The 25,928-nt window shown below is 52.3% G+C and carries 20 protein-coding genes and 1 pseudogene; all 21 read right to left on the reverse strand.

The genetic code is table 11. The features are described from left to right. Window positions 1–38: 38 nt before the first annotated feature. Window positions 39–877: pseudogene (locus C8J48_RS08865) on the reverse strand (aldehyde dehydrogenase family protein); the annotation flags it as partial. Between the two features lie 171 nt (window positions 878–1,048). After that, window positions 1,049–2,158 carry a cell division protein FtsZ gene (gene ftsZ / locus C8J48_RS08870; RefSeq protein ID WP_107726012.1) on the reverse strand — a complete coding sequence of 370 codons (1,110 nt, stop codon included), beginning with the start codon at window positions 2,156–2,158 and terminating at the stop codon, window positions 1,049–1,051. Window positions 2,159–2,196: 38 nt separating this feature from the next. Beyond that, a complete protein-coding gene (gene ftsA, locus C8J48_RS08875) occupies window positions 2,197–3,432 on the reverse strand; it encodes a cell division protein FtsA (protein ID WP_107726014.1) in 1,236 nt (411 codons plus the stop codon). A 171-nt stretch (window positions 3,433–3,603) separates the two neighbouring features. Further along, entirely contained in the window at window positions 3,604–4,323 is a 720-nt protein-coding gene (locus tag C8J48_RS08880; protein WP_107726016.1) for a cell division protein FtsQ/DivIB, read from the reverse strand. 120 nt (window positions 4,324–4,443) lie between these two features. After that, window positions 4,444–5,715 carry a UDP-N-acetylglucosamine 1-carboxyvinyltransferase gene (gene murA, locus C8J48_RS08885; RefSeq protein WP_107726019.1) on the reverse strand — a complete coding sequence of 424 codons (1,272 nt, stop codon included), beginning with the start codon at window positions 5,713–5,715 and terminating at the stop codon, window positions 4,444–4,446. A gap of 14 nt (window positions 5,716–5,729) precedes the next feature. After that, a complete protein-coding gene (gene murB / locus C8J48_RS08890) occupies window positions 5,730–6,638 on the reverse strand; it encodes a UDP-N-acetylmuramate dehydrogenase (protein ID WP_107726021.1) in 909 nt (302 codons plus the stop codon). A 120-nt stretch (window positions 6,639–6,758) separates the two neighbouring features. Beyond that, window positions 6,759–7,871: an undecaprenyldiphospho-muramoylpentapeptide beta-N-acetylglucosaminyltransferase gene (gene murG, locus C8J48_RS08895; RefSeq protein ID WP_107726023.1), complete on the reverse strand. Its 1,113-nt coding sequence runs from the start codon at window positions 7,869–7,871 to the stop codon at window positions 6,759–6,761. 32 nt (window positions 7,872–7,903) lie between these two features. Further along, complete coding sequence (gene spoVE, locus C8J48_RS08900; RefSeq protein WP_107726026.1) at window positions 7,904–9,004, reverse strand: stage V sporulation protein E; 1,101 nt, start codon at window positions 9,002–9,004, stop codon at window positions 7,904–7,906. Window positions 9,005–9,052: 48 nt separating this feature from the next. Then, the gene (gene murD / locus C8J48_RS08905; protein WP_425430477.1) at window positions 9,053–10,417 is read right to left on the reverse strand and encodes a UDP-N-acetylmuramoyl-L-alanine--D-glutamate ligase; all 1,365 of its coding nucleotides are present in this window, start codon (window positions 10,415–10,417) and stop codon (window positions 9,053–9,055) included. 2 nt (window positions 10,418–10,419) lie between these two features. Continuing rightward, on the reverse strand, window positions 10,420–11,424 hold the full coding sequence (gene mraY / locus C8J48_RS08910; protein WP_107726030.1) for a phospho-N-acetylmuramoyl-pentapeptide-transferase: 1,005 nt from the start codon (window positions 11,422–11,424) through the stop codon (window positions 10,420–10,422). Beyond that, the gene (locus tag C8J48_RS08915) at window positions 11,414–12,814 is read right to left on the reverse strand and encodes a UDP-N-acetylmuramoyl-tripeptide--D-alanyl-D-alanine ligase (protein ID WP_107726032.1); all 1,401 of its coding nucleotides are present in this window, start codon (window positions 12,812–12,814) and stop codon (window positions 11,414–11,416) included. The genes mraY and C8J48_RS08915 overlap by 11 nt, the downstream gene beginning before the upstream one ends. 11 nt (window positions 12,815–12,825) lie before the next feature. Continuing rightward, the gene (locus C8J48_RS08920; RefSeq protein ID WP_107726034.1) at window positions 12,826–14,304 is read right to left on the reverse strand and encodes a UDP-N-acetylmuramoyl-L-alanyl-D-glutamate--2,6-diaminopimelate ligase; all 1,479 of its coding nucleotides are present in this window, start codon (window positions 14,302–14,304) and stop codon (window positions 12,826–12,828) included. Between the two features lie 179 nt (window positions 14,305–14,483). Then, complete coding sequence (locus C8J48_RS08925; protein WP_107726036.1) at window positions 14,484–16,415, reverse strand: stage V sporulation protein D; 1,932 nt, start codon at window positions 16,413–16,415, stop codon at window positions 14,484–14,486. Window positions 16,416–16,848: 433 nt separating this feature from the next. Next, window positions 16,849–17,274, reverse strand: a complete 426-nt coding sequence (locus tag C8J48_RS08930; RefSeq protein ID WP_245891102.1) for a VOC family protein — start codon at window positions 17,272–17,274, stop codon at window positions 16,849–16,851. Between the two features lie 6 nt (window positions 17,275–17,280). Continuing rightward, the gene (locus tag C8J48_RS08935) at window positions 17,281–19,413 is read right to left on the reverse strand and encodes a penicillin-binding transpeptidase domain-containing protein (protein ID WP_146160467.1); all 2,133 of its coding nucleotides are present in this window, start codon (window positions 19,411–19,413) and stop codon (window positions 17,281–17,283) included. 12 nt (window positions 19,414–19,425) lie between these two features. Next, on the reverse strand, window positions 19,426–19,827 hold the full coding sequence (locus C8J48_RS08940) for a hypothetical protein (protein WP_107726042.1): 402 nt from the start codon (window positions 19,825–19,827) through the stop codon (window positions 19,426–19,428). Then, window positions 19,828–20,775 carry a 16S rRNA (cytosine(1402)-N(4))-methyltransferase RsmH gene (gene rsmH, locus C8J48_RS08945; protein WP_107726044.1) on the reverse strand — a complete coding sequence of 316 codons (948 nt, stop codon included), beginning with the start codon at window positions 20,773–20,775 and terminating at the stop codon, window positions 19,828–19,830. Window positions 20,776–20,791: 16 nt separating this feature from the next. Further along, on the reverse strand, window positions 20,792–21,229 hold the full coding sequence (mraZ, locus tag C8J48_RS08950; RefSeq protein ID WP_107726046.1) for a division/cell wall cluster transcriptional repressor MraZ: 438 nt from the start codon (window positions 21,227–21,229) through the stop codon (window positions 20,792–20,794). A gap of 144 nt (window positions 21,230–21,373) precedes the next feature. Continuing rightward, the gene (locus C8J48_RS08955; RefSeq protein ID WP_211316611.1) at window positions 21,374–22,633 is read right to left on the reverse strand and encodes an adenosylhomocysteinase; all 1,260 of its coding nucleotides are present in this window, start codon (window positions 22,631–22,633) and stop codon (window positions 21,374–21,376) included. A gap of 158 nt (window positions 22,634–22,791) precedes the next feature. Continuing rightward, window positions 22,792–24,411, reverse strand: coding sequence for a bacillithiol biosynthesis cysteine-adding enzyme BshC (gene bshC, locus C8J48_RS08960; protein WP_107726050.1), 1,620 nt, complete (start codon window positions 24,409–24,411; stop codon window positions 22,792–22,794). A 64-nt stretch (window positions 24,412–24,475) separates the two neighbouring features. Then, window positions 24,476–25,882, reverse strand: coding sequence for an MFS transporter (locus C8J48_RS08965; RefSeq protein ID WP_170105315.1), 1,407 nt, complete (start codon window positions 25,880–25,882; stop codon window positions 24,476–24,478). Between the last annotated feature and the right edge of the window lie 46 nt (window positions 25,883–25,928).

The raw sequence follows: 25,928 nt of genomic DNA on the forward strand, positions 1-25,928 counted from the left end.
GCAGTCAACATCATCAATACCACTAGGTTGGTTCTACCTCAATCCAGTTTTACCGAGATATACTTTAGCTCCAAATACTCCTCGATCCCATGACGGCCGCCTTCGCGGCCTAGGCCGCTCTCTTTTACACCGCCGAAAGGCGCCTGCACGGTAGAAGGTACTCCGTCATTAACACCGACGATACCATACTCCAGCTTTTCGGAGACTCGGATAGCACGAGCCAAATCGCGGGTATACACATAGGCGGCTAAGCCGTAGCGTGAATCGTTCGCTTTGTTCAATGCTTCTTCTTCCGATGCAAAAGCGTGGATTGGAAGGACCGGGCCAAAGGTTTCTTCATGTTCCACCAACATTTCGGCATGGGTATCGACCAATACCGTCGGTTCATAAAAGTTCCCCGTTCGTTCTCCAGCGATCCGCTTACCGTCGGTGGCGATGCGAGCGCCTTTTACTACCGCATCCTGCACATGTCGCTCCACCTTTTTCATCGCTTGTTCATCGATCAAAGGTCCAATCTGCACGCCTTCCGTTAACCCGTCACCCACCTGTAAAGCGGCCGCCATCCGAGCCAGAATCGCGGCAAATTCTTCTTTTACACGATAATGCACATAGACGCGGTTGGTACAGACAAGGTTTGACCAGCATTGCGAAATTTGCTGGCGATCACCTCGCGAGCTGCCGCTTTTAAATCGGCATCCTCAAACACCAAAAACGGTGCATGCCCTCCCAGTTCAAGGCTGACCCGCTTCACTGTGTCCGCCGCTTTTCTCATTAAGATCTTGCCTACTTCCGTAGAACCGGTAAAGGTGATCTTTCGTACCCGTTCATCTTGTAACAGCACATCGCCAATCGCGGCCGCATCGGTTCCGGTGAGGTTTTCACGTTGATTGCTCCTTTCTGTATGCATCGATCAACCGGAAAAGCCGATCTGTCAATCACATTCCCGCCGCCCAATCAAATAAGCTTATATTGATACATACAAAAGCTCAGAGTCCATGTCGGACTGCTGAGCTTTTTTGACGAAATCAATCACGGTTTGGTACCACCGTTACTTCTTGCGGCGATGGCGCAGGAAAGTAGGGATCTCCAAGCCGCCGTCTTCTTTGACGTTGGGCCGAACGATGTCCACTACTTGGCTATGATGGGTCGATTCCTTTTTTTCCTCAAAAGCAAACTGAGGTTTCCCCTTTGCCTGCTCCTGTTCCTTGCCATCAAAGCCGGTAGCGATGACCGTCACCATGATTTCATCCTTTAGTTCTTCATTGATCACCGCACCAAAAATCATGTTCACTTCCGGATCGGAAGCGGAAGCAACAATGTCTGCGGCTTCATTAACCTCATATAGACTGAGGTTGGTACCGCCGGTGATGTTCATCAGGACGCCGCGCGCGCCATCGATGGAGGTTTCCAGGAGTGGGCTGCAGATCGCTTTTTTGGCTGCTTCCGTCGCACGAGATTCCCCTGTCGCCATGCCAATACCCATCAGGGCGGAGCCGCGCTCCGTCATAATCGTTTTGACGTCAGCAAAATCCAGGTTGATCAAGCCGGGCACGGCGATTAAGTCTGAAATACCCTGAACACCTTGGCGCAAGACATTATCCGCCTCCCGGAACGCTTCCAACATGGGGGTGTTTTTATCCACGATCTCCAACAGGCGATCATTGGGAATCACAATTAAGGTGTCCACCTTCTCTTTTAACTCTGCGATTCCTTGATCCGCCTGTAACGAGCGTTTCCGCCCTTCAAATGTGAAGGGACGGGTCACCACACCGACGGTAAGGGCTCCTTGCTCACGAGCGACCGCCGCAATCTCCGGAGCGGCACCAGTACCTGTCCCGCCGCCCATTCCGGCGGTAACAAACACCATGTCCGCTCCCTTGAGCACATTTTCGATGTTATCCAAGCTCTCTTCAGCCGCTTTTTTCCCAACGGAGGGATTGGCGCCAGCCCCGAGCCCTCGGGTTAATTTTTCCCCGATCTGGAGTTTGATCGGAGCGTGGGAGCGGTTGAGAGCCTGGGCGTCCGTATTGGCGGCGATAAACTCTACCCCTTGTACTCCACCCTCAATCATGCGGTTCACGGCGTTACTACCACCGCCACCCACTCCGATGACCTTAATTTGGGCTATTTGTTCTACTTCCATATCAAACTCCAACATCAAACGTCCCTCCAATAACGAAAGTTTCAATCGATGGTTCAGATAAATTCACTGAACCAGTTTTTCATGCGTTCCAGTGTAGAGGGGCCCCGTTTCTTTTTGGGGGATCGATGATGCCCTTCTTCCGATTCCCCCTGACGAAGCATCCACCGTTTTTGAATATAGTGGATCATACCCACGCCGCTGGTGAAAGAAGGGTCTTGCACGCCGATATGTTCAGGGGAGACCACCCGCACCGCCTGCCCCAATTCGCTTTGTGCGACGCGCAAAATGTGTGGGGTGGACAATACACCTCCCGTCAGAACATAACCGCCGGCAGGGTCCCCATCATACCCCATCTCCTCCACCTGTTCACGGATCAGCTGAAAAATCTCCGCGATCCGTGGCTCAATAATCATCGCCAACTCTTCCTGGTTGATCGTATTTTCTCGATTGCTACCGATGGTGGGTACCGGAAACGAAATGTCTCCGGAAGCTTCTTTTACCGTGGCGACGCCGTATTTTCGCTTTACCTTTTCCGCTGCTTCCGAATGGGTTCTTAGGCCGATGGCAATATCGTTGGTAATGTATTCACCACCGATGGGCAACACGGCCGTCGCTGCCAACTGACCCTGCTCAAAAACGGCAATGGAAGTAGCCCCACCCCCGACGTCCGCCAGGACGACTCCCATATTTTTTTCATCAGCCGACAGACAAATTTCGCTGGCTGCGAGGGGAAGTAGCAGGATTCCTGCCACAGATAATGAAGCCTTCTCCACACATCGGAGGACATTGTGAATAATCGTTTTCGATCCCGTTACAATGATGGCTTCCACTTCCAGACGAACACCCACCATCCCGTGGGGATCTTGTACATCACTGAGGCCATCCACCACGAATTGTTTCGGCACGACTTCGATAATCGCCCGCTCCGGAGGCAACGCAATCACGCGGGCCGCCTGCATGACCCGCTCGATATCCTGCCTTCCGATTTCCCGGTTCTCGCTGGAAACCGCCACCACTCCGTGACTGGGCTGGAGCGAAACATGGTTACCGGTAATACCGACAAACACTTTGGAAATTTCTATGCCAACCATTCGTTCCGCATGGTCAATTGCTTCCCGGATCGATTGAACGGCTTGGTCGATGTCAATGATGGCCCCTTTCTTCGTCCCCTTGGCGACCGCCGATCCGACGCCGACAATTTGCGTACTCTCTTTTGTCACCTCGGCGACGATCACTCGTACCTTGGATGTTCCGATGTCTAAGCTGACAATGAACTCTCCACTGCTCAAATCCTGGGCACCTCCTTGCCCGAGAATCGTTCAACGGTGGTGGAAATCTTCATTTTTTAAAAGAGGGGAGAAGCGAAGGGAGATTCCGCTTGTATCACAACTATTCAACATGAAGGGAGATTTCCCCTTTTTCCCACTCAACTTTTTCTATGGTGAGAAAACGGTGTTTTTTTACTTTTTTTCCGGATCAAACCATGTGCTTTCCAACAGATTTAACGTACCCGGTGGGCGATCGCGAAACATGGAATAATAGGGGATTTTCTCGGTAAAATCTTGGATGCGCACGCGCACGGTATGATTGTTGCGCGTATAGACTTGGACCAGATCCGGATATGTAGCGTCTTCACCTGGGCGAATCTCGGACAGGTCCATTTGGATTCGCTTTGGAAGATCGGCCAATCCGCGGGCAAGGGCGGGATCGATCTCCTCCCCTTTTTTCCATCCTTTCAAAAGGGGCTTGTCCAGCGAATCGGACCAAGTACGGTTGGTCAACACTTTTCCATTTGCCAAAACTGGATAAGCGTCGGAACCATCCATCCAAAACGCAACCCGCTCCGATTCCTTCACCTCGATCACCACTGTTCCAGGAAAGACCTTGGTTATCGCCGCCTCCTTTACCTCGGACAGAGCGGCTATCCGTTCTTCCGCCTCCTCACCATCCCAATGAAAATAAGAGCTCCCCTCGTTTAGTCGGGCCAGTTGTAAGAGCTCTTCTTCCGTTACCATATGGTTCCCCTTGATCTGTACATCCCGGATCTCTCCCAAGGGGGATTTTAAAAACAGCAGAATCAATACCCCTGTAAAAAAGAGCAGAATGGACAGAATCGCCGTCACTGAAGGAGGCTTACGGGAACGGGTGGATGAAGGTAAGGGACGCATCCGCTCTTCCATGGCGACACTCCTTTCGGTCGAAACACCATGAAATGAACCTTTTTTTATGTTACCACAAACATAGGGTTCTCGGGTCCACCCTGTCAATAAAAAACAGCGCACCAATGTGTCGCTGTTTTTTCACGCAAACGCTCGTTTTCCCGGGTGACGCTGAATTTGACCGCCCAGTTGGAGCAGGATTTGTTCTAACCGTTCATAGCCGCGGTCGATATGGGTAAGACCACGAACATGAGTCGTTCCATCCGCCGCCAAACCGGCGATCACCAGGGCAGCACCCGCTCTTAGATCCGTCGCTTCCACAACCGTCCCTTGGAGGTGGGGCACCCCTTCGATCTCAACCCGATTCTCCTTGACCGTTAACTGAGCACCCATGCGTCTCAATTCATGCACATGTTTAAAACGACCGTCAAAAATTCCTTCCTGAATCATACTCTTCCCGCTCGTCATCGATAGAAGTGTCATCATTTGCGGCTGCATATCGGTGGGAAAGCCGGGATACGGTTCCGTCATGACTTCCCCCACCCCGGATAACCGTCCGTTTCCGCGAACCCAGAGAGCGTCTCCCTCTAATTTCAGTTGAACGCCTGCCCGCCGCAACAGCTTGATAGTGGATGTCATGTGATCAGGCATAACATGAGTCAGCAGGACCTCTCCACCCGTCACAGCCGCTGCCACGGCCAACGTACCCGCTACGATCCGATCCGGTATCACTTCGTAGGAAACGGAATGCAGCCTGTCTACACCTCGGATCGTGATGGTATCCGAACCCGCCCCATTCACGTCGGCTCCCATCAAATTGAGAAAGCGTTGCAGATCCATGATTTCAGGTTCACGAGCAGCGTTTTGAATCACGGTCTCCCCTTGCGCACATACCGCCGCCATCATGATGTTTTCAGTCGCTCCCACACTGGGAAGAGCTAAGTGGATTCGCGCTCCCCTCAACTGGGGTGCCGTGCAGCGGATCGACTCACCGTCATCCTCCACCATAGCTCCAAGCGCTTCCAACCCCTGAAGATGAAGGTCAATCGGTCGCGCTCCGATAGCACAGCCACCCGGGCGCGTAATGGAGACCTCCCCTAGCCGGGATAACAGTGGTCCCATCAAGAAAATGGACGAACGCATCTGACGCATCAGGATTTCGGGAATCCGGGAAGATTTCAGCGTGGAGGTTTCCAGCTTGACGGTGTTCCCATCCCATCGCATCTTGACACCGAGGGATTTCAGGATTTCATTCATTACGGCGATGTCCGACAGGTGCGGCACATCCCGGATCTCATGGATCCCTTCCACCAACAGCGTAGCCGCCAGGATGGGAAGGGCCGAGTTTTTCGCACCCTGGACACGAACGGTTCCGTACAGAGATTTTCCGCCCTTGATGACAAACTGCTCCAATGTTCCACCTCCGTCTACCCTTCGCCCACCACCTGAACTTCCGGCACCAGGGTGACGCCGTATTCTTTCTCAATCGTTCGGATGATGTGCTCTATCAGGGTGAGAACATCGTTTGCCGTCGCTTGCCCGCGATTAATGATAAAGTTCGCGTGTTGAGTGGAGACTTCAGCATCACCGATCCGATAACCTTTTAGACCAGCGGCTTCGATAAGGCGACCGGAATGATCACCTCCGGGATTGCGAAAAACACTTCCCGCACAAGGGTGCTGAAGGGGCTGTGTTTGACGGCGCCGATCCTTAAACTGAGCCATGGATGCAGCTACCTGTTCGCGGTTGCCCTCTTTTAACTGAAAGACCGCTTCCGTGACGATGCCGCGTACAGAAGACTGCAAGATGGAATGCCGATAGGAAAAATTGAGTTCCCGATTGGTCAGGCGAATCCATCGTCCCTCTTCCAGCAATACCTCAGCCGACTCCAATACCCGAGAAATTTCCGATCCGTGGGCACCGGCATTCATAAAAACAGCACCACCCACAGTTCCTGGAATTCCTCCGGCAAACTCAAGACCTGTTAAACCCCGTTTAGCGATGAGGACCGACAATTTGACGAAAGAGAGTCCACCACCCGCAATCACCCGATCTCCATCCACCCGATAATAATCCAATCCGTTCCCCAGTTTGATGACGACACCGCGAATGCCGCCATCCCGAACCAACAGATTGGAGCCGCGGCCGATCGCCCGCCAAGGAATATTTCGGCGGTGCAAAACCTCTATCGTCCGTTTTAGCTCATCTTTGTCTCGGGGAATCACCAGGATATCGGCGGGTCCGCCCACTTTCCAAGTCGTATGGCGCGAAAGTGGTTCATGGAGTCGAACATCTTCTATTTGAGCATCTATCAATTCTTGGGTGATCGCTTTCACGGGCGGGACCTCCTTTCACAAACACTCAGCACACGGATGGCATCCAGGCGCGGCATACGATATCCTATGCCTATGCCCTGATTGTGTGACGCGGATCCAATATGGTGATCAAGGGCAACCTCACACCTTTTGCGCTGACAGCTGAACCAGTTCATCGACAATCACCTCCGCCGCATCGGGCCGCCCCTGTTGCTTTGACGCTTCACTCATATTACGGTGGCATTCCGAGTCTTTCATAATCGATTCAATCGCTGCCCACAGGCTCTCTCCCGTCAGTTCCCGCTCCAAAATCATACGAGCGGCTCCCTGCTCTTCCAACCAGCGGGCATTTACCTCTTGGTGGTTATTGGTAACATAAGGGGAAGGAACGAGAATCGCCGGGATCCCCAAAGCGGTCAATTCCGCCAGGAAAGAAGCCCCCGATCGTCCCACCATCAAGGAGGCAGCTGCCAATACTTCCGGCATGTTATAGATAAACGGTTTGACGATCAGATTATCCACCGGCTCTTCGTTTACTTTAGCAGCTACTGTATCATAATGCACTTCCCCGGTGACAAACACAAACTGAAGCTCCTGTGCGGCTCGCACCTGCGAAAGCATCGCTACAACCGCTTCATTGATCGGCTGAGCACCACGGCTCCCACCGGCGATCAGCACAATTGGCTTGTCCGATCCTTCCAAACCGAGAGAAGCTCGTCCTTTTGCAGCATCGGCGTAAACCGCTTCCGTACCACGAGGATTTCCGGTATGGATCAACTGTTTCGCCTTGGGGAGATATTTTTCCGCCCCACTCAGGCTGACCGCTACTCGATCGACATAACGCGTGAGGAAGCGGGTGGTCAACCCCGGCAACACATCCGGTTCCAGAATGAAAGTGGGAACCTCCAATTTGGCTGCTGCATACAACGTCGGCCCCGCTACATAACCGCCGGTACCCACCACCACATCCGGTTGGAATGAGCGGATTGTCTCCTTGCAATCCCGAACGGCTTTTATAAATTTGGTCATCGTATGCAAATTATCGAGACTGATCTTTCGTTTAAACCCTTGGATCTCCACATCAAAAAACCGGATCTCGCCCGCCTTGGGCACGATTTTCGCTTCCAATCCGTTCTTGGTACCGACATAGCCCACTTCAATATCGGGAAAACGGCGACGGACTGCCTCTACGATTGCCAGGGCCGGGTAAATGTGCCCCCCCGTCCCTCCGCCGGAAAGAAGTATCTTTTTCATGGTACCACCCGTTTCCATATATTTTTCGATTTTTATTGTCGGCTGAAGCGGGACAGATTTAACAACAGTCCTACAGCCACCAAGGTTAAGGTTAGAGAAGAACCACCATAACTGAGAAAGGGAAGGGTGATCCCCGTTACCGGAAATGCTCCCGTCACCACTCCGATATTGATCACCGCCTGAATGACAATCATCCCAGTGACACCGGCGGCCACCAAGCTGGAAAACAGATCCGGTGCGGTGATCGCTACCCGCAGCCCCCTCCATGCCAGTATACCGAACAAAATGATAGCCGTCCCGGCTCCGATAAAACCCAACTCTTCCGCCAGGATAGAAAAGATAAAATCGGTATGTGGCTCCGGCAGATATAGATGTTTTTGTCGGCTCATGCCCAAGCCCAACCCCATCAATCCCCCGGGTCCGATCGCATACAGCGATTGAATCAGTTGATAGCCGGCACCTAAAGGATCTTGCCACGGATTTAAAAAAGCAGTAATCCGTTGAATGCGGTATGGAGCCGCCAACACCAGCCCCACAAAACCGAGCACGCCCACCAGTGAAAGACCCAGTAAATGCTTTAAGCGCGCCCCCGCCGCATAGATCATAACGACGGCCGTTCCCATCATCACCGTACCGGTGCCTAAATCCGGTTGCATCATGATCAAGGCAAACACTGTACCGGCAATGGCGAGAGGGGTTAAAAGACCCTTGCTAAAAGAGGAGACACGGTGTGCATTCTGTGTAAGATACCAGGATAAAAATAGAATAATGCCCATCTTGGAAAATTCCGATGGCTGTATACTGAAAGCGCCGATGCCCAACCAGCTCTGAGCACCGTTACGCGTCATTCCGACTCCGGGAATCAACACCGCTACCAACAGTATAAAACAGATCAACAATCCCGGTTTGGCCCAACGTTGAAACAATTGTGGATCCAGTCGGGAAACAACCAACATCAAAAAGACGCCTAACGCGGCAAACAGCATCTGCCGCTTTGCATAGAAAAAGCTGTCCCCAAATTTATGGAGGGAGTAAGCGGCACTCGCACTGTACACCATCACCACGCCTAGAGTGAGCAACAGAAAAATGACCACGATTATGACCAGATCCGGTGCGTTCCGCGTTTGAGGCATATACCCTCACCTCGAGCAAAGGATTGGGGCGAGCCTGGCAAGCCCTGTTTAAAGAGTATGCACGGCTTCTTTGAACATGCGTCCCCGTTCCTCAAAGGAGGGATATTGATCCCAACTGGCACAGGCCGGCGATAAGAGAGCGACATCTCCCGGCACTGCCATCTCCGCCGCCAACCGGACTGCTTCCGTCACATCGGCTGCCTGCCGCAGATGGGCGACTCCCGCCTCTCGCGCCCGCTCCGTCAAGATGGTGGCGGTTTGTCCAAAAGAGACAAGGCCGGTGATCCGCTTCCGAAAAATGGGTATCAACTCCTGAAAGTCGATGCCGCGATCCAAACCGCCGGCGATTAGAACCACAGGAGACTCAAAGGATTCCAATGCCGCCGTCGCCGCCTGGGGATTGGTCGCTTTAGAATCGTTATACCAACGGACCCCGTTTTTCTCTGCTACAAACTCTAAGCGATGTTCTACACCGGTAAAGGTTGTCAGTTCATGGACAATCGCGGTAAGCGGGCAGCCTGCGGCAAAAGCAGTCGCGGCAGCGGCTAATCCATTCTCCAAATGGACACCGGGTAACTTTACCTGTGATATTGGCAGAACTTTGTTTTCATTTCCATCCGTATCGCGATGGATGATCATTCCGTCTCGAATATACCAGCCGACAGGCACCGGCTCAAAGCGGCTAAACCAAAGCACCTGCTGCTGCAAACGCTCCCCGAGGGTACGGCAGACAGCTGAATCCCAATTGAGCACGGCTATATCACGTTCCTGCTGGTTGGTGAACAGCTTTTGCTTGGAAGCGATATAATCCTCCATTCCCCTATGATAATCGAGGTGTGCAGGGGTGATATTGAGCAATACGCCAATGCGGGGGCGGAATACGTTGGTCCCTTTTAGTTGAAAACTGCTCAATTCCGCCACCAGCCACTGATCCGCTTTCATATCGGGGGCGACCTCGGCTAAGGCTTGTCCAATATTGCCTGCCACTCGGGCAGGGATCTCCCCTGCAACCAGCATCCGCCCCACCAGGGACGTGGTCGTCGTCTTTCCGTTGGAGCCGGTGATACCGATGATGGGGGCCGCGGTTACAAGAGAGGCTACCTCCACTTCGGTCACCACTGGAACACCGATTTCCATGGCCTGTACAATCGGTGGTGCATGATAGGGGATGCCGGGGTTTTTCACCAGCATATCCACTTCCGCTCCAATCAGGTCAGCAGGATGGCCGCCACAGATAACGGGAATGCCCAATGCCTCCAATTCCGCCGCTTCCGGACTTTCAGAACGAGGCTTGCGATCGTTTACCGTCACCTGTGCTCCTAAGCGATGCAACAGCTTCGCCACCGCCACCCCACTCCTGGCTAAACCCAGCACCACCACATGCCGATCTTCCCAACTCGTTTGATCCCTCAGCTTCACCGTAGGAACACCTCCAGGTAGATTCCCAATGCGGCAGCGAGGAATCCAATCAACCAGAAAGTAGTCACCACGCGCCATTCCGACCAGCCCACCAGTTCAAAATGATGGTGAAGTGGACTCATCCGAAAGATGCGTTTTCCTCTTAACTTAAAAGAGCTGACTTGAATCATCACGGACAAGGTTTCAATCACAAAGACGATTCCGATAATCAGCAGCAACAGCTCGGTTTTCGTAATCACCGCCAACGCCGCCAGCCCGCCGCCCAGCGCCAATGAGCCGGTATCGCCCATAAACACTTTGGCTGGATGAGCATTAAACACCAAAAATCCAAGCAATGCCCCCACCATAGATGCAGAAAAAATTACCACCATATAGTTACTCTGCACTAATCCAATAATGGCATACGCACCATAAGCGATGGCTGCAGTTCCCGCCACCAAACCATCCAATCCGTCCGTCAGGTTGACGGCGTTGGAAGTGGCGATCATGATTAAAACCAATAGCGGCAGGTATAACCAGTTTAACTCAATACTAAATTGCGTGCCGGGAATTGTGATGGTGGAGATCGATTCATACAAACCGCGAACCACCCGCACCTCCATCAGCACCCAGAAAAGTACCAAGCCGATAAACAACTGTCCTAACAACTTTTGCTTAGCGGTCAATCCCAGATTGCGTTTCATGACGACTTTAATGTAATCATCCATAAAGCCCAGGATCCCGTAGCCGAGGGTGGCAAACAGCAGAAAAAACAGATCAGACAGATGGCCATCTTGATCAAAGATATTGCTTACGGGAATCGCCGTCAACACCAGCACCACCATAAAGATGGAACCGCCCATCGTCGGTGTTCCCGCCTTTTTTTGGTGCGCTTTCGGCCCCTCTTCACGAATGGCCTGACCAAACTTCAAGCGCCGCAAGACGGGAATTACCAACGGCCCCAACAGCACGCCCAACCCGAACGCCACGCCAAGCGGAACCATGATCATTCTAATATCCATCGCTTTTTGCCTTCTCCCCTTCGACAAGTTGCTGTACAACCGCTTCCAAGCGGGCACCGCGAGAAGCTTTTACCAACAGGGTGACCGATGCATCTCCCTCCTGCAACAACGTTGCGGCAACCTCTGCTGCCGTTTCACAGTGGATCACCCTCGTTTCCGTCGCTACCGCCGCAGCTCCCGCCGCAATCCAGCGGCCTCGCTGTCCCATCGTGAAGATTTTGTCTACCCCTTTTTCTACAGCGTAGGCTCCAATTTGCCGATGATACACTTCTTCTTCCGCCCCCAACTCTAACATATCGGCCAGGAGCACCCATTTCTTACGCTGGTTGGGCAGCGCCACCAACAGGTCGATCGCTGCCTTCATCGCCCGTGGGCTGGCATTGTACGCATCATTGATGATCGCCATACCATTAGAGGCAACGAGCCGTTCTAATCTCATTCCGGAAACTTTCGCCTGCTCCAGGCCCCGTTGAATCTCCGCATCGGAGAGATTTAACAGCTTTCCAACAGTGATGGCCATCATCCCATTCATCGCATTATGGCGCCCTGGCAGAGACAGATGAAAGTGATAATCGCTGCTGGAAGATTGAAACCGTATCCCTTCGTCTCCATGTAACTTCAGCGCTTGGATTTGAACTGCATTGCCTTCATCAAAACCGATTGAAACCAATCGCAGGTGCTGCTCCTGACGTAAGCGCGCTTGCAAAAGCGGTTCATCTCCGTCATAGACAAGAATGCCGTCTTCGCTCAACCCTTCCCGAATTTCCAGCTTGGCGTCGGCAATCCCGGCGCGACTTCCCAAAAATTCCAAATGAGCATCGCCCACATTGGTCACCACCGCGATATCGGGGCGTGCAATCTGTGAGAGGAGTGCAATCTCCCCCGCATGATTCATCCCCATCTCCACCACGGCGACTTCAGTCTCCTCCGCCATTGACAATAACGTCAGCGGTACCCCGATATGATTGTTTAGATTACCGCGAGTCCGGTGCACGCGATAACGCGTTTCCAGGACCGATCCCAATAAATCTTTGGTCGTTGTTTTTCCGTTGCTGCCGGTGACTGCCACCACCGTCACATCCAACTGCTGTCGATAAGCTGAGGCCAATCGCTGCAACGTCTGTAATGGATCATCCACCTGAATCAACGGAATCGTGGTCTCCGGCAGCGGGCGCGAACGCTCCCACAGGGAAGCAACCGCTCCGTTTGCGACCGCTTGCGCCAAGAAATCATGGCCGTCAAACTGCTCTCCACTGAGCGGGACATAGAGCTGACCCGGTTTCAATGTACGAGTATCGGTAGATACACCTGTTACCATTGTACCGTTATCAATGGATCCTACCCATTCACCTTGGGACATCTTTGTGAGTTCGGAAAGTGTTCGCCGCATCGTACGCTCCTTTATCGCTTTCGTTGTATCGCGTCTATTGCCACCAGGCGATCGTCAAAATCATAACGGACTCCGTCGATTTCCTGATACGTTTCATGCCCTTTGCCCGCGATTAGGACTACATCTCCCGGTTGTGCCGCTTCTACAGCACGGTCGATCGCCTCTTTCCGGTCACGCACCACATCTACCCGCTCTTGTGGAAACGCCTTTACACCTACCAACATATCGGCAATAATCCGATCGGGATCTTCTGTGCGCGGGTTGTCACTGGTGATCACCACCCGGTCACTTAAACGGGCAGCAATCTCAGCCATAATGGGCCGCTTGCTGCGATCGCGATCACCACCGCAACCAACAACACAGATCACAGAGCCTTGTGCAAACTCCCTTACAGTCGTCAATACATTTTGCAAACTGTCCGGTGTGTGGGCATAATCGACCAACACCGTAAACCCTTGACCAGCATCAACAGGCTCCAGGCGACCATCTACTCCCTCAATGCTCTCCAGCGAACGACGAATCGTTTCCAGGGAAACGCCTTCTCCTAAGCTGACCGCAGCCGCCGCCAAGGCGTTGTAAACACTAAACTTGCCCATCAGTTTCAGCTGGACAGCGGTCTCCCCTACAGGCGTATCCAAGATAAAACGGGTACCGCCAGCATCCATCTCGATATCGCGTGCCTGTACATCTGCCGGACGCTCGATGCCATATGTAAGCACTTGCGCCGGTGTAATCTCCTTATAGTAGCCGCTCGCTTCATCATCCACATTGAGCATCGCTAAGGGCTGCTCTTCCCAGCGGTCGGCGATGTGATTGCCCAATTGGGTAAACAGCAGCCCTTTCGCCGCTCGATAATGATCCATATCCGGATGATAATCAAGGTGATCCTGGGTGAGGTTGGTAAACGCCCCTGTCTTGAAGCGAACGCCCCATGTGCGTCCCTGATGCAGTGCATGGGAGGAAACCTCAATTACCGCATGGCTGCACCCCGCATCCAGCATGCGACGAAAGCTTCGTTGCAACTCCAGAACATCCGGTGTCGTATTTTTGACGGGGAAGCGCTCTTCCCCGATCTTCATATCGATCGTTCCAATCAACCCTGTCATTTTACCGGCATCCTGCAAAATGCGCCGGATCAGATGGGCAGTGGTCGTTTTGCCGTTGGTACCGGTAATCCCGATCACCTTTAACTCCTTCGACGGATGACGAAAAAAAGTTGCCGCCAATACCGCCGATGCACGGCGAGTATCGGGAACACGGATGACAGCCGCATCCACATCAATGTCCTCTTCCGTCACAATCGCCACGGCTCCCCGTTCCAACGCCTGCGGAATAAAACGATGGCCATCCACGGTATGCCCGCGCAAGGCGATAAAACAAGTGCCAGGTTTCACTTCGCGCGAATCAGCAGTCAACCCGACAATTTTGGTATTCAGATTCCCACTCACTTTTTTTACTACCAATGGACGGGTCAATGTCTCCAGATCCATAGAGCCACTCCTTCAAATCCGTCTCATCCATACACTAGCAAAAATGTAGGATGACACGAGAAATGCCAGGATTTATGCCTGGCATTGATGGGATTATCAATCCTTATTTTAACCTTTTTTGCATCAGAAGTCTTCCACTTCTATAGTGGAGAAGGAATGACAAATTGCTTGAGGGAGGTTCATTCTGCTTTTGTAATTTTATCACCCAGATAGAGACGGATCGATGTTCCCTCTTTCACCCGATCCCCCGGCTTTGGCACCTGGTTGATGACGACGCTTCCTTCCCCTCTCACTTCCAGGGGCATATCGTGTAAACTGTTGCGAATATCCGCAATCCTCTCCCCGATTAGATCAGGAACGTCGACAATCTTAGTGGTTAACGGTGTTTTTTCCTGGGGAATTTGATCATCCCGCTTTTCCACACCCAGATGCCGTAGACTGTCATATAAAATACCGCGAACGATAGGGGCCGCAACCACTCCGCCAAACTGAACCCCTTTAGGATTATCCACCGCTACATATACCACCAATTCAGGATCGTCAGCAGGGGCAAAACCGATGAAGGAAACGATATGATTGTTTTGCAGGTACCGTCCATCCGGTCCCACTTTTTGCGCCGTACCGGTTTTTCCCCCAACCCGATAACCGTCGATAAACGCTTTGCGGCCGGTTCCCTTGGCTACAACGCTTTCCAAGGAGCGGCGCACTTCTTTCGATGCCTCTTCCGAGATCACCTGGCGTTTCACCTCAGGCTTCGTCTCCTCGATGGTTTCCCCGGTTTCCGGATCCACCCACGCTTTTTGCAGATGAGGCGTCATCAGCTTTCCGCCATTGACCGCAGCCGCTACTGCTGTTACCTGTTGAATCGGCGTAACGGATACCCCTTGGCCAAACGCCGTTGTCGCTACCTCCACCGGCCCCGCTTGCTCCGGTGTAAACAGAATCCCCTTGGCCTCCCCGTTTAAATCAATCCCCGTCTTTTCACCGAAACCAAATTTTTTTATATAAGAAAAGAGTTTCTCTTCCCCCAGCCGCTGTCCCAGATTGACAAAACCGGGGTTGCACGAGTTTTCCACCACTTCCAAATAGGTTTGTGAACCATGCCCCCCGTGTTTCCAACAACGAAGACGAGCCCCCGCTACTTTCACATAGCCGGGATCATGAAAGCCTTCATTCAGATTCACTTTCTGTTCTTCCAATGCAGCCGCCAAGGTAATGATTTTAAAGGTAGATCCCGGTTCATAGGTTCGCCAGATCGGCAGGTTGCGGTTGTATACTTCGGGATCAGCGTCTTGGTATTGATCAGGCCGATAAGTGGGACGGCTGCCCATGCCTAATATTTCGCCCGTCTTAGGATTCATGGCGATCGCCAAGATTCTCTCTGGTTGATGCTGGACCATCGCCTGATCCATCTCCCGCTCAATGACGGCTTGAACCTCTCGATCTAAAGTTAATTGTAAATCCAATCCATCCTGGGGAGGAGTAAATTGCTCTTTGCTTCCGGGAAGACGCTCCCCTTTGGCGTTGGCACTAAAGGAGACATGTCCACGGGATCCTTTCAACTGTTGGTCATACACCAATTCCAATCCCGCCAACCCCTGATTGTCGATCCCGGCAAATCCCAATAGATGCGCAGCCATGTTTCCCATGGGATAATGGCGCTTGTTGTCCTCCGCCACTACAATTCCCGGCAGGCGTAACCCCTGAATGGCTTGGGCCCGCTCTTCCGAAATCTTTCTCCCTTCCGGTGTGATGCGGGCAATCAACTGGCGCTTGGTAATCTGTTCATAGATTTTCTTCTCCGGCGCCAACAAAATACGGGCCAACTGCCGTGCTGTCTCCGCCGGATCTTTGATTTGGGCGGGAATGGCCAAAACCGAAGGGGCGCTTACATTGTAAGCCAGCGCTTCCCCGTCGCGATCCAGAATCCTTCCCCGCTTCCCTTCAAACGGGATATCTCGATTCCACAGGTCTTCCGCTTGGCTACTCAACCATTTTCCCTGCACCAATTGTACATACCCCAACCGAAACAGCAATCCCCCAAACAGTACAACCCCGACCAACAATGCGATAAACAATCGCTTTCGCACTAGATGACTGGATGAGCGCACACCCTTCTCCCTCCCGTACTCCTTCTTTTCCACTCCTATAGACAACCCTATTCATATGGAAAAAAGGATAGAACGAGGGCAGATTGATAACAAAACGGCCCGAATCCCGACTTCCATCACAGAGTTTGTCACCAACCTCATGTGGCATGTCATGGGAGGTATGTCTCAATAAGACGGATCATCCCATGAGAGTCTTGATCCCACGCACTTCTCAGCACGGGTCTCGCTTCAAGTCTCCACTTCGTTCCCAAGTCTCGCTTTGCATTAAAGCACAATCTCATCTTGGGTCACTTTCATATAAAAAAAATCAGCACCGGAGAGATCGGTGCTAAAGAGAAAATTGAGAAGCCAACGAGGGGGCACCTCCGCGAGCCTGCTCTTGATTTCTAGAGCATGAGGAAGAAACCGTACACGCGTCATCAACCCACTTTTTTCATTTTATCTCGTTTGCAATCTCAATGAGATTTTCATCAGGATCTCTGATATAGATGGACGTAATCGGACCCATTGCACCTGTGCGGCTGACGGGACCATCTTCAATCGGAATCTGACAGCTCACCAAGTGACCGATGACATCATCCAAACTTACCTCTGTGATCAAACAAAGATCGGCAGAGCCGGGGATCGGGTGTTTGGCTTTTGGTTCAAATTCTTTTCCCGCTTCATGCAGATTGATTTTTTGCTTCCCAAATTGTAGCGCTTTTCTCCCCTCGCCAAAGGTAATCACTTCCATCCCCAAAACACGGTTATAAAATTCACATGTTGCAGTAATCTCTTTCACAGTTAAAACCAAATGATCGAGACGATCCACTTTCATTGATCCCATTCCTTTGTCTTTACTATACAGTTTTGAAACCACCGGAGGTCACTCCGAGGGTTGCAGCTTTAGCTCAACATGCACGTGATCCATGATCCGTTCCCCTGCGGGGATGGATTGGGAGCGAACATATCCCTCTCCTTCAGTCTTCGCTTCCAAGTCCAACACCCGGCACAGTTCCAGCGCTTCTCGTAGCGGCATCCCGGTTAGATCAGGCATGCCTAAAGCCGGGGGATCTTCGGTAATCAGAAACACATCCCCTTCCACTCCCCGCTGACCGGGAACCGGATATTGTCGCAATACTTGCTTGCCTCCACCCAACATCCGGGGAGTCCACCCTTCTTCCCGCAGTTTCGTCAATGCTTCATCCACTGGACGACCGCTCCAGTCGTCCATGGTTTTAGCCGCAGGAGTATTCGGCTTTTTGGTGTCGGCGGGATCTACTTCCTCACCGTTTGGTGCAACCCCCATCTCCTGTAGCGCTTCTTTCATCATGTCACGGGCGGCGGGGGCGGCAACCGTCCCCCCTTGCCCCTCTTTCGGTTCATCTACCGCCACATAGACGACAACACGCGGGTTGTCTACCGGCGCAAATCCAATAAAAGAAACAATATAGCGACCTGGTATGTATCCTTTGCCATCCTCACGAGGTTTTTGAGCGGTACCGGTTTTTCCGGCAACGGTATACCCCTCCATCTGCGCCTCTTTCCCCGTTCCATCCGTGACGACTCCCTGCAGTAGCAACCGTACTTCTTTCGCTGTTTTAGGCGAAATCACTTGTTCGCGGATCACGTCCGGATCCATTTTTTTCACCGTTTTTTGCGTATTGGGATCGCGAATCTCTTTTACCACATGCGGACGGATCAACTTGCCATCATTGGCGACGGCTGACACCGCCATCACCTGCTGAATCGGGGTGACCGCAATCCCTTGGCCAAAAGCGCTGGTGGCCAGTTCAGTGGGGTGTAAAGGCTCATGACCGTAAAAGATTCCTTTCGCTTCCGCCGGTAAATCAATCCCGGTAGCTTGGCCGCTTCGCTCCGTGATTTTACCGAAGCCGAAGCGATCGATATAACGAACCAGTCGATCTTGGCCTAACCGCTCTCCCAGCCGTACAAAGGCAACATTGCTGGACAGCTGCACCCCTTCCGCAAAGGAGATCTCTCCCCATCCTTGTCCGTTCCAATCGCGAATGGTTCGGTTTCCTACTTCAACTGTACCAGACTGAAACGTCTCGCCGGAATCGAACAAGCCTTCTTCAATGGTAGCGGCCAATGTCACGATTTTAAAGGTGGAACCCGGTTCATACTGGGCGCTTACCGCCATATTTACATCGTTCTCACCCGACTTCCAAGTGGAATCGTATTGAGCCGGATTAAACCGGGGCAGACTGGCCATGGCCAAGATTTCCCCCGTCTGCGGATCGGCAGCGATCGCTGTCGCTCCTTTTGCCTGGTAACGGTTTACCGTTTGCTCCAAAATCTTCTCCATGTGATATTGCACTTGGCTGTCCAGAGTGAGTACTAAGTCTTTTCCATGTTCCGGCGGCTGAAACGATTCAGCGGAATGAGGCGTTTTATTGCCGTTTGCGTCCTTTTGAAAGCGGATGGAGCCCATTTTCCCCGATAACACATTGTCATAGCGCTGTTCTACACCACTGGTGGCTTCCCCTTCCACATTGACAAAGCCCAATACATGTGCGGCTAGCGAATTCTCCAGATACTGGCGAGTGGTGGTCTGAATGGGGTAAACTCCATCCAACCCAAGCTTCATCACCTGATCGCGAACCTCTCTCGACACCTTGTAGTTGCCGGTATGACGAAGCTCCACATGCTTCACATCTTTCTTGGTGAGGCGTTGGAGCAATCGCTCCTCAGAGATGTCCAAGATGGGAGAAAGTTGTTTAGCCGCCTTTTTGGGATTTTGTAACCGGCTTAAATCGACAGCGATGATGTACGCATCCCGCTCATTCACCATCACCTCTCCGTTTCGATCCAGCACCGTACCCCGATGTGGTTGAATCATCGCTTGTTTTTCCCAGGTCATCTCCGCTCGCTCTCTTAAGAAGGATGCGTCCACGGCCTGAATCCAAAATAAACGAACGATCACCGCCAACAGGAGGAGAACAGCTACCATCCCCACCAGCAGTGATCGCAATCGGTTTTGTCTATTACTAGTCAAGCCATTCCCTCCTCAACCACGATCGTCATCCCGGGATGAACGGGTTGAAGCTTCTCTGTTGTCACTGGAAGGGCCTTGGTGCTTCGGTGTAAACATCATTCCCCGTTCCTCGGCAAATTGACGGATCCGTTCCCCGCTCTCCAGGTCCATCTTCTCATTGGATAGCTGCCGATTGGATTCAGCCAATTCTGCCGCCTCCCGCTCCAGCTTCTGAACATCCAAGTTGATCTCGGTCAACATGACGTGACTGGATAAAACGAAGGAAGCGATCACAACGCAAACGATGACACTGCTGAGGTATAACAGTTTCTCACCTGCTGGAAACCCCTGTTGTTGGGGTTTTCGTTCGATTTGGGGGATATGGGGTTGTTCCAAGTGATAAGCGACCGAAGTGTTTCCCCGGTATTCTCTCATTTATTCTTGACCCTCCTCACACTTTTCCGCAACGCGCAACTTCGCCGACCGGGCACGAGGATTCCGTTCCACTTCCATGGGTGACGGTTGCACAGGTTTCTTTGTAATAATGCGGATGAGCGGCTTATGCCCGCAAGTGCAAACGGGGAAGTCCGGCGGGCAAATACACCCGCGCGCTTGCTCCTGGAACATGCGCTTGGCGATTCGGTCCTCCAGGGAGTGGAAGGTGATCACACTCACCCGTCCACCTGGACGCAATCGTTCCAATGACTGAGCCAGCGCCTCTTCAAAAGCATTTAATTCATCGTTGACCGCAATCCGAATCCCCTGAAAACTTCTTCTGGCCGGATGGGGACCGGTCCGCCTTGCAGCGGCTGGAATGGCCTCCTTAATAATTTCAGCCAATTCCCGGGTCGTTTGTATCTCCTGCTGGCTGCGAGCTTCTACGATCCGTTGGGCAATTCGTCTCGCAAACCGTTCCTCCCCGTAACGGGAGAGAATATGTGCGATTTCCTGCGCTGTCCACTCATTGACGATCTCCTGGGCCGTCAGGGGTGCCTCTTGATCCATTCGCATATCCAGAGGGGCGTCATAATGGTAGCTAAATCCTCGCTCCCCTTCATCCAGCTGCGGAGAGGAAACCCCCAGGTCAAACAAGATACCGTCCACCCGCTCCAGGCCCAATTCATCCAGCACACGACCAAGGTGACGAAAATTCTTTTTGACCAGATGGATTCGGCATGCCGCCCCTTGTAAACGCTCGGACGCTGCTTGTAGAGCGCGATCATCCTGATCCAGCCCCACCAAGGTTCCCACCGGGCCCAGGAATTCGACAATAAGCGAGCTGTGACCGGCACCACCGAGGGTGCAGTCCACATAGATCCCATCTTTTCGAATGTTTAACTGTTCGACGGATTCCCGTCTTAAAACTGTCTCATGACGAAACACAACGTCTTCAACCTCTCTACAGATCCAAATCCAACTCAACTAACTTCTCTGCAATCTCGTTGAACGAATCCTCGGATTCCACGTAGTACGCTGACCACGCTTCCTTACTCCAGATTTCCACGCGATTGGATACTCCAATCACCACACATTCTTTTTCCAGCTTGGCAAAATCTCGCAAATTCCCCGGCAGGTTGACCCGGCCTTGCTTGTCAAGCTCCGCTACCGTCGCCCCGGAAAAGAAAAACCGGGTAAAGGCGCGTGCATCCTTTTTGGTGAAGGGCAACGCCTTCAATTTTTGCTCCAGCTGCTTCCATTCTCCCAAGGGGTAGACGAAGAGACAGTGGTCCAGTCCACGGGTGACAACAAAGGAAGAACCCAACCCATCCCGGAATTTAGACGGGATGATCAAGCGCCCCTTCTCATCGACGCTATGCCGATATTCCCCCATGAACATGCCACCAGTCCCCCCTTCACTCCCCCTTATTCCCCACTTCCCCCCACTTTCCACCACACTGTAAATTATACCACAGGGTAACAGAAAAATCCTGCACCAAAGGCGCAGGATTTTTACAATAAATTCTTTTGTTGGTAGAAACCTTTATAAACGCCAGCTGGCAAGGTATTCTTCCTGTTCTTCCGTCATATCGTCAATCTGAATTCCCAGTGAGGCCAACTTAAAGGAAGAGACCTGCTCATCGATATGGTACGGCACATCCATTACATGGGGCCCGATTTTTTGGTGGTTTTCATTGACATACATTAAGCTTAAGGTTTGCAACGCAAATGTCATATCCATAATTTCCGCAGGATGACCGTCTCCCGCAACCAGATTGACCAACCGCCCTTCACAGAGGAGATACAGCTTCCGTCCATCTTCCATCTCATATTCGGTAATATCTTTGCGCACCAACCGCTTCTGCACCGCTTGCTCTTCTAAGGCAGCCTTATCGATTTCGATATCGAAGTGACCGGCATTGGCCATGATGGCCCCTTCCTTCATCAGCGAAAAATGCTCGCTGGCAATCACCCGCTTGTTACCGGTAACGGTGACAAAGATATCCCCATGTGCTGCAGCTTGTGCCATCGGCATCACCGAAAAACCATCCATATGCGCTTCCGTCGCCTTAATTGGATCCACTTCCGTTACAATTACCTTCGCACCCAACCCTTGGGCCCGCATCGCCACACCGCGGCCACACCAACCGTAGCCGACCACAACAACAGTTTTACCGGCAACAACCAGATTGGATGCTCTGTTGATACCATCCCAAACCGATTGACCCGTACCATAGCGATTGTCAAACAAAAATTTGGAATAAGCGTCATTGACGGCAATCATGGGAAAACGCAATTCCCCTGCCCTCTCTAGTGCCCGCAGCCGCAAAATTCCGGTGGTGGTTTCCTCGCAGCCACCGATGATCCCTTCCAGCAAATCGGGACGCTCATCGTGAAGAATACTAACTAAGTCTCCACCGTCATCGATAATCAGGTCCGGTCGTGTTTCCAGCGTCATCATCAGATGTTGTTTATATTCCTCCGGTGTGGGGTCGTATTTAGCGAATACCGTCACACCGGATTCCGCCAATGCCGCCGCTACATCATCCTTGGTGGATAAGGGATTGCTCCCGGTAATGGCCACTTCCGCCCCTGCATCCCGTAGCAATTCGGCCAAACATGCAGTCTTCGCCTCTAAGTGAAGCGAGATTGCCACCCGATGACCCGCCAGCGGCTGCTCTTCAATAAATTCTTGCCGGATGCGATTGAGTACCGGCATATGTTGACGTGCCCAATCAATCTTCAGCCGTCCATGAGGAGCCAAACTTTTGTCCCGTACTACACTTTCCATAATTGAACTCATAAACATCCTCCTATCCAAATACGACGGTTCGCCCCGTCACCATGCAAAAGCTTTCCGCTCTGGCTGGCCATCCGCTCCCCGCCCAATATTAAAACAGTGAGGGATTCTGGAAGCCGGTTTGCAAAATAAGACAACATCTCAACGTTATACTCCACTTTTTAAAAGTATACCACTCGCTGTGTGCGGATGGAAAGAAGAGGAGTATTCATCAAAAAATGTATCCATCTTTCTCCATAAGCATTCCAATACACTATCGGGCTATGCACTCGTTCTTGCGGTCCTCCCCCAGGAAAAAGAGCATCTCTTAAAGTTGAAAGCTGGGCCAGCTCTCTTTCTTCTTGTTCCCGGAATATCCGCTGTAAAGCCTTGTCCAGATCATCCGCTTCCGCCAGCACCCGTTTTAAATTGCTTTCAGCCAACAGCGCCAAGTCCTGACGATAGCCGCTCAACTCCCCGATCAAGGGACGATACGCCTCTTCCAATTGGCGGCGCAGACGATCCATCGATTCATCGGGATGCCAACCGTTTCGACTGGTCAGCCAACGGATCTTCGCTTTCTCCCACTGATGTTGAATATCATCCAAGGTAAAACGGTAACGCTGTAGCCATTTTTCTTCTCGACGACCGATAAGCGTCGCCTGCATCCGTGGGTATAAGATTGGCATCTCCATCCCCGCGGTGGTAAAAGCTTTCCGCAGTAAGCCCCAATATCCTACCTCACCCGGTCCCGTCACAGTCGCCAATGTCGGGAACAACCACTCCTGCATCAGGGGACGGGTGATCACATTGTTGCTAAACGTTTGTGGTCGTTCCTCCAGCAAGCGTAAAAGTTCATCGGTGGACCAGCGCCCTCCCTCACGGGAATAAAAACCTTCCCGATCCCGATAGAGGGCATGCCGTTCACCCTCTACTTCCAAAAAGAGATGGGCTTTTTCCGGATGAAGGTCCACTTGTGGTGCCATTCCTTCTCTTTCCAGTCTCCGTGCCGTAGCGCCAACCGCTTCCCCTACCTGTTCGCCATTTTCTAACAACCAGCGAAAAAAGGGCGCTTCCAACGAACGTAGCAACGGGTCGGAGGAATCCACCAGCAAAAGACCATAAGGAGCAAACCAGCGATGCAGCAAGCGTGCAAAGTGATGGGTAAAGCTCTCCACCTCTCGGGTGGACTCCAGCAAGGCATCATACAGTGCCGGTTTGTGTTCGCTATCCGGCAAATGACGCACAACCGTTTCTACTCCCAGCGCCAGACGCTCTTCGCCGGGCCGGATCGTACCGACAGAGCGCCTGCCCGCAACCGCCATCGGAAACGGAATGCGCTGCAACCCGGACGATGCAGGCAGATGAATGTGGTTTACTTCATCCCAATCATGATCCTCACCCGCAATCCAAAAAACCGGAATTACCGGTCGGCCCAATCGCTCCTGCTCCCGTTTTGCCAATTGAATCACCGTCATCGCCTTATACAGTGTGTACAGCGGGCCGCTCAACCAACCCGCCTGCTGTCCCCCAATCACCACGAGGCTATCATCACGGGTCAACTGTTTTAGATTGGCTTCCACCTGCGGGTGGATGAGATCTTTCCCATGATATCGCCGCAGCACGTCTACCAGTCGTTTCCGGGGAGCCCGTTCATTCGAGGAGAGGCGGGCCGCCCGTTTTTGAAAGCTGCCATCGTCTCCAGGGTTGTAGGGATAATAGTGGGACACTTGTTTAAAATCATAGCGATAACGCCAGTTAAGTTTATCAGTCGGTTCTAAAAATGAATCCTCGATCCTCATGGTACCCTCTTTTCTCCCCAATCCATCTTTCCCAGTATAGCATGCATAATCACGAAGGGGAACATCAGTCCGTATCCAAATCTCCCTCTTTTTTTCTCGAAAACGGCAACAACAACGACAACACAAACCCAATCACCGCAACTCCCGCAGCCGTCAGCATGCCCACATGATAATCCCGCTCCCATAATTCCGGCAATCCCTCAGTGGTTGTGACCCAATCGGAGAAGACGGCGCTCTCATAAAAGAACAGGCCGATCGCGATCAAACCTAAAGCGCCCCCAGCAGCGCGAAACATCGCCAATACCATGAGTCCGTTGCGCATCTGCTTAAAGGGGACAATTTGAAACAGAAGCTGGTGCACCGGTGCTGTCAATGTAAATCCAAGCCCAAACCCCAGTACCATCAACACCAGCGTCAAAGCGGTTACATCCTGTACAAGCGCAAGTGTAAAATAAGCAGCAGCAGTAGCGAGAAAACCAAAGGTCAACACCCCAGGATAGCCCCAATGGTCAGACGCCCAGCGAGCCAAGGGGATCGACAACCACGCGGACGCAGCGACCACGGACAAAAAAATCCCGCCACCGCCTGGCAACTGCTCCGCCACCGCCGCCATCCTGCCTGGTACCAGCACGATCGCCACCCAGGTACATCCGGCTAAAGCTACTATAAAAAACAGATTGAGCAGACGCAAATCTAAAAACCAGGTCGGATGAAACAAGGGACGGTCCGACTGACGCTCCACCATCATCATTGGAATGAGTAACCCGAGGGCGACAATGGCAAAGGGCAAAAAAGCAGGGTCGATTAAGGCGGGCCATCCTCTGGTGGGATCCAGTTGCGACACAGCCATCATCGCTGATAAAAGAGCTCCTGCAAAAAAAATCAATCCTTCGTTATGATAGGGAGGCGTTCGAACCGTTCCACCCTGAAAAAAACGAAGTCCCCACAGAAAAACGATCACGGCAGCCATCATGCTCAACCAAAACAACCCGCGCCACCCGAACGCCCAGGTAATGGTTGAGGAAATGATGGGCACCACGATCATAATCGCGGCTAAAGCCATATAGGCTGCATACCGCCACCATCGTTTTCCGATCTTCGTAATCCGTCTGATTTCCACCGCTAAAACCGGCACCACTCCCCCAGCGCCTACCGCTTGGATCACACGACCGGCGATTAGCGGTAACCAGGAGTTAGCACTGGCGGCCACAAAAGAACCGGATGCGAACAGAAAGAGGGAAAGAAACATCCACTCCCTTTTTCCCGCTTTGGCAGCGGAAGATTCCATCAAGGGCAAGGCTAGGACAAAAACCGCCAAATGGAGTGCAATCACCCAAATCACAAACCGCATGGGTAGCTCCAGATCCGCCGCAATCACCGTTAAGGAGGGAGCGATTAGGCAGATATCCAATGCACTGATCCAGATGGCGATAATAAAGGTGTCCAATGACAGGTTGTTGCGAAAAACCACAGGTATCACCTCCCATGTTGTACCCGTTCACGCCTCGTTCAAACCC

It is taken from the genome of Desmospora activa DSM 45169 (assembly GCF_003046315.1).
Taxonomy (GTDB): domain Bacteria; phylum Bacillota; class Bacilli; order Thermoactinomycetales; family DSM-45169; genus Desmospora; species Desmospora activa.

What these genes read in the sequence shown, in the direction of transcription:
- mraZ (WP_107726046.1), bottom strand. Translation starts at nt 21,229, where the DNA reads ATGTTCATGGGGGAATATCGGCATAGCGTCGATGAGAAGGGGCGCTTG.
- C8J48_RS08880 (WP_107726016.1), bottom strand. Translation starts at nt 4,323, where the DNA reads ATGGAAGAGCGGATGCGTCCCTTACCTTCATCCACCCGTTCCCGTAAG.
- murG (WP_107726023.1), bottom strand. Translation starts at nt 7,871, where the DNA reads ATGAAAAAGATACTTCTTTCCGGCGGAGGGACGGGGGGGCACATTTAC.
- C8J48_RS08920 (WP_107726034.1), bottom strand. Translation starts at nt 14,304, where the DNA reads ATGGATCTGGAGACATTGACCCGTCCATTGGTAGTAAAAAAAGTGAGT.
- C8J48_RS08955 (WP_211316611.1), bottom strand. Translation starts at nt 22,633, where the DNA reads ATGAGTTCAATTATGGAAAGTGTAGTACGGGACAAAAGTTTGGCTCCT.
- mraY (WP_107726030.1), bottom strand. Translation starts at nt 11,424, where the DNA reads ATGGATATTAGAATGATCATGGTTCCGCTTGGCGTGGCGTTCGGGTTG.
- ftsZ (WP_107726012.1), bottom strand. Translation starts at nt 2,158, where the DNA reads ATGTTGGAGTTTGATATGGAAGTAGAACAAATAGCCCAAATTAAGGTC.
- C8J48_RS08915 (WP_107726032.1), bottom strand. Translation starts at nt 12,814, where the DNA reads ATGCGGCGAACACTTTCCGAACTCACAAAGATGTCCCAAGGTGAATGG.
- spoVE (WP_107726026.1), bottom strand. Translation starts at nt 9,004, where the DNA reads ATGCCTCAAACGCGGAACGCACCGGATCTGGTCATAATCGTGGTCATT.
- C8J48_RS08940 (WP_107726042.1), bottom strand. Translation starts at nt 19,827, where the DNA reads ATGAGAGAATACCGGGGAAACACTTCGGTCGCTTATCACTTGGAACAA.
- bshC (WP_107726050.1), bottom strand. Translation starts at nt 24,411, where the DNA reads ATGAGGATCGAGGATTCATTTTTAGAACCGACTGATAAACTTAACTGG.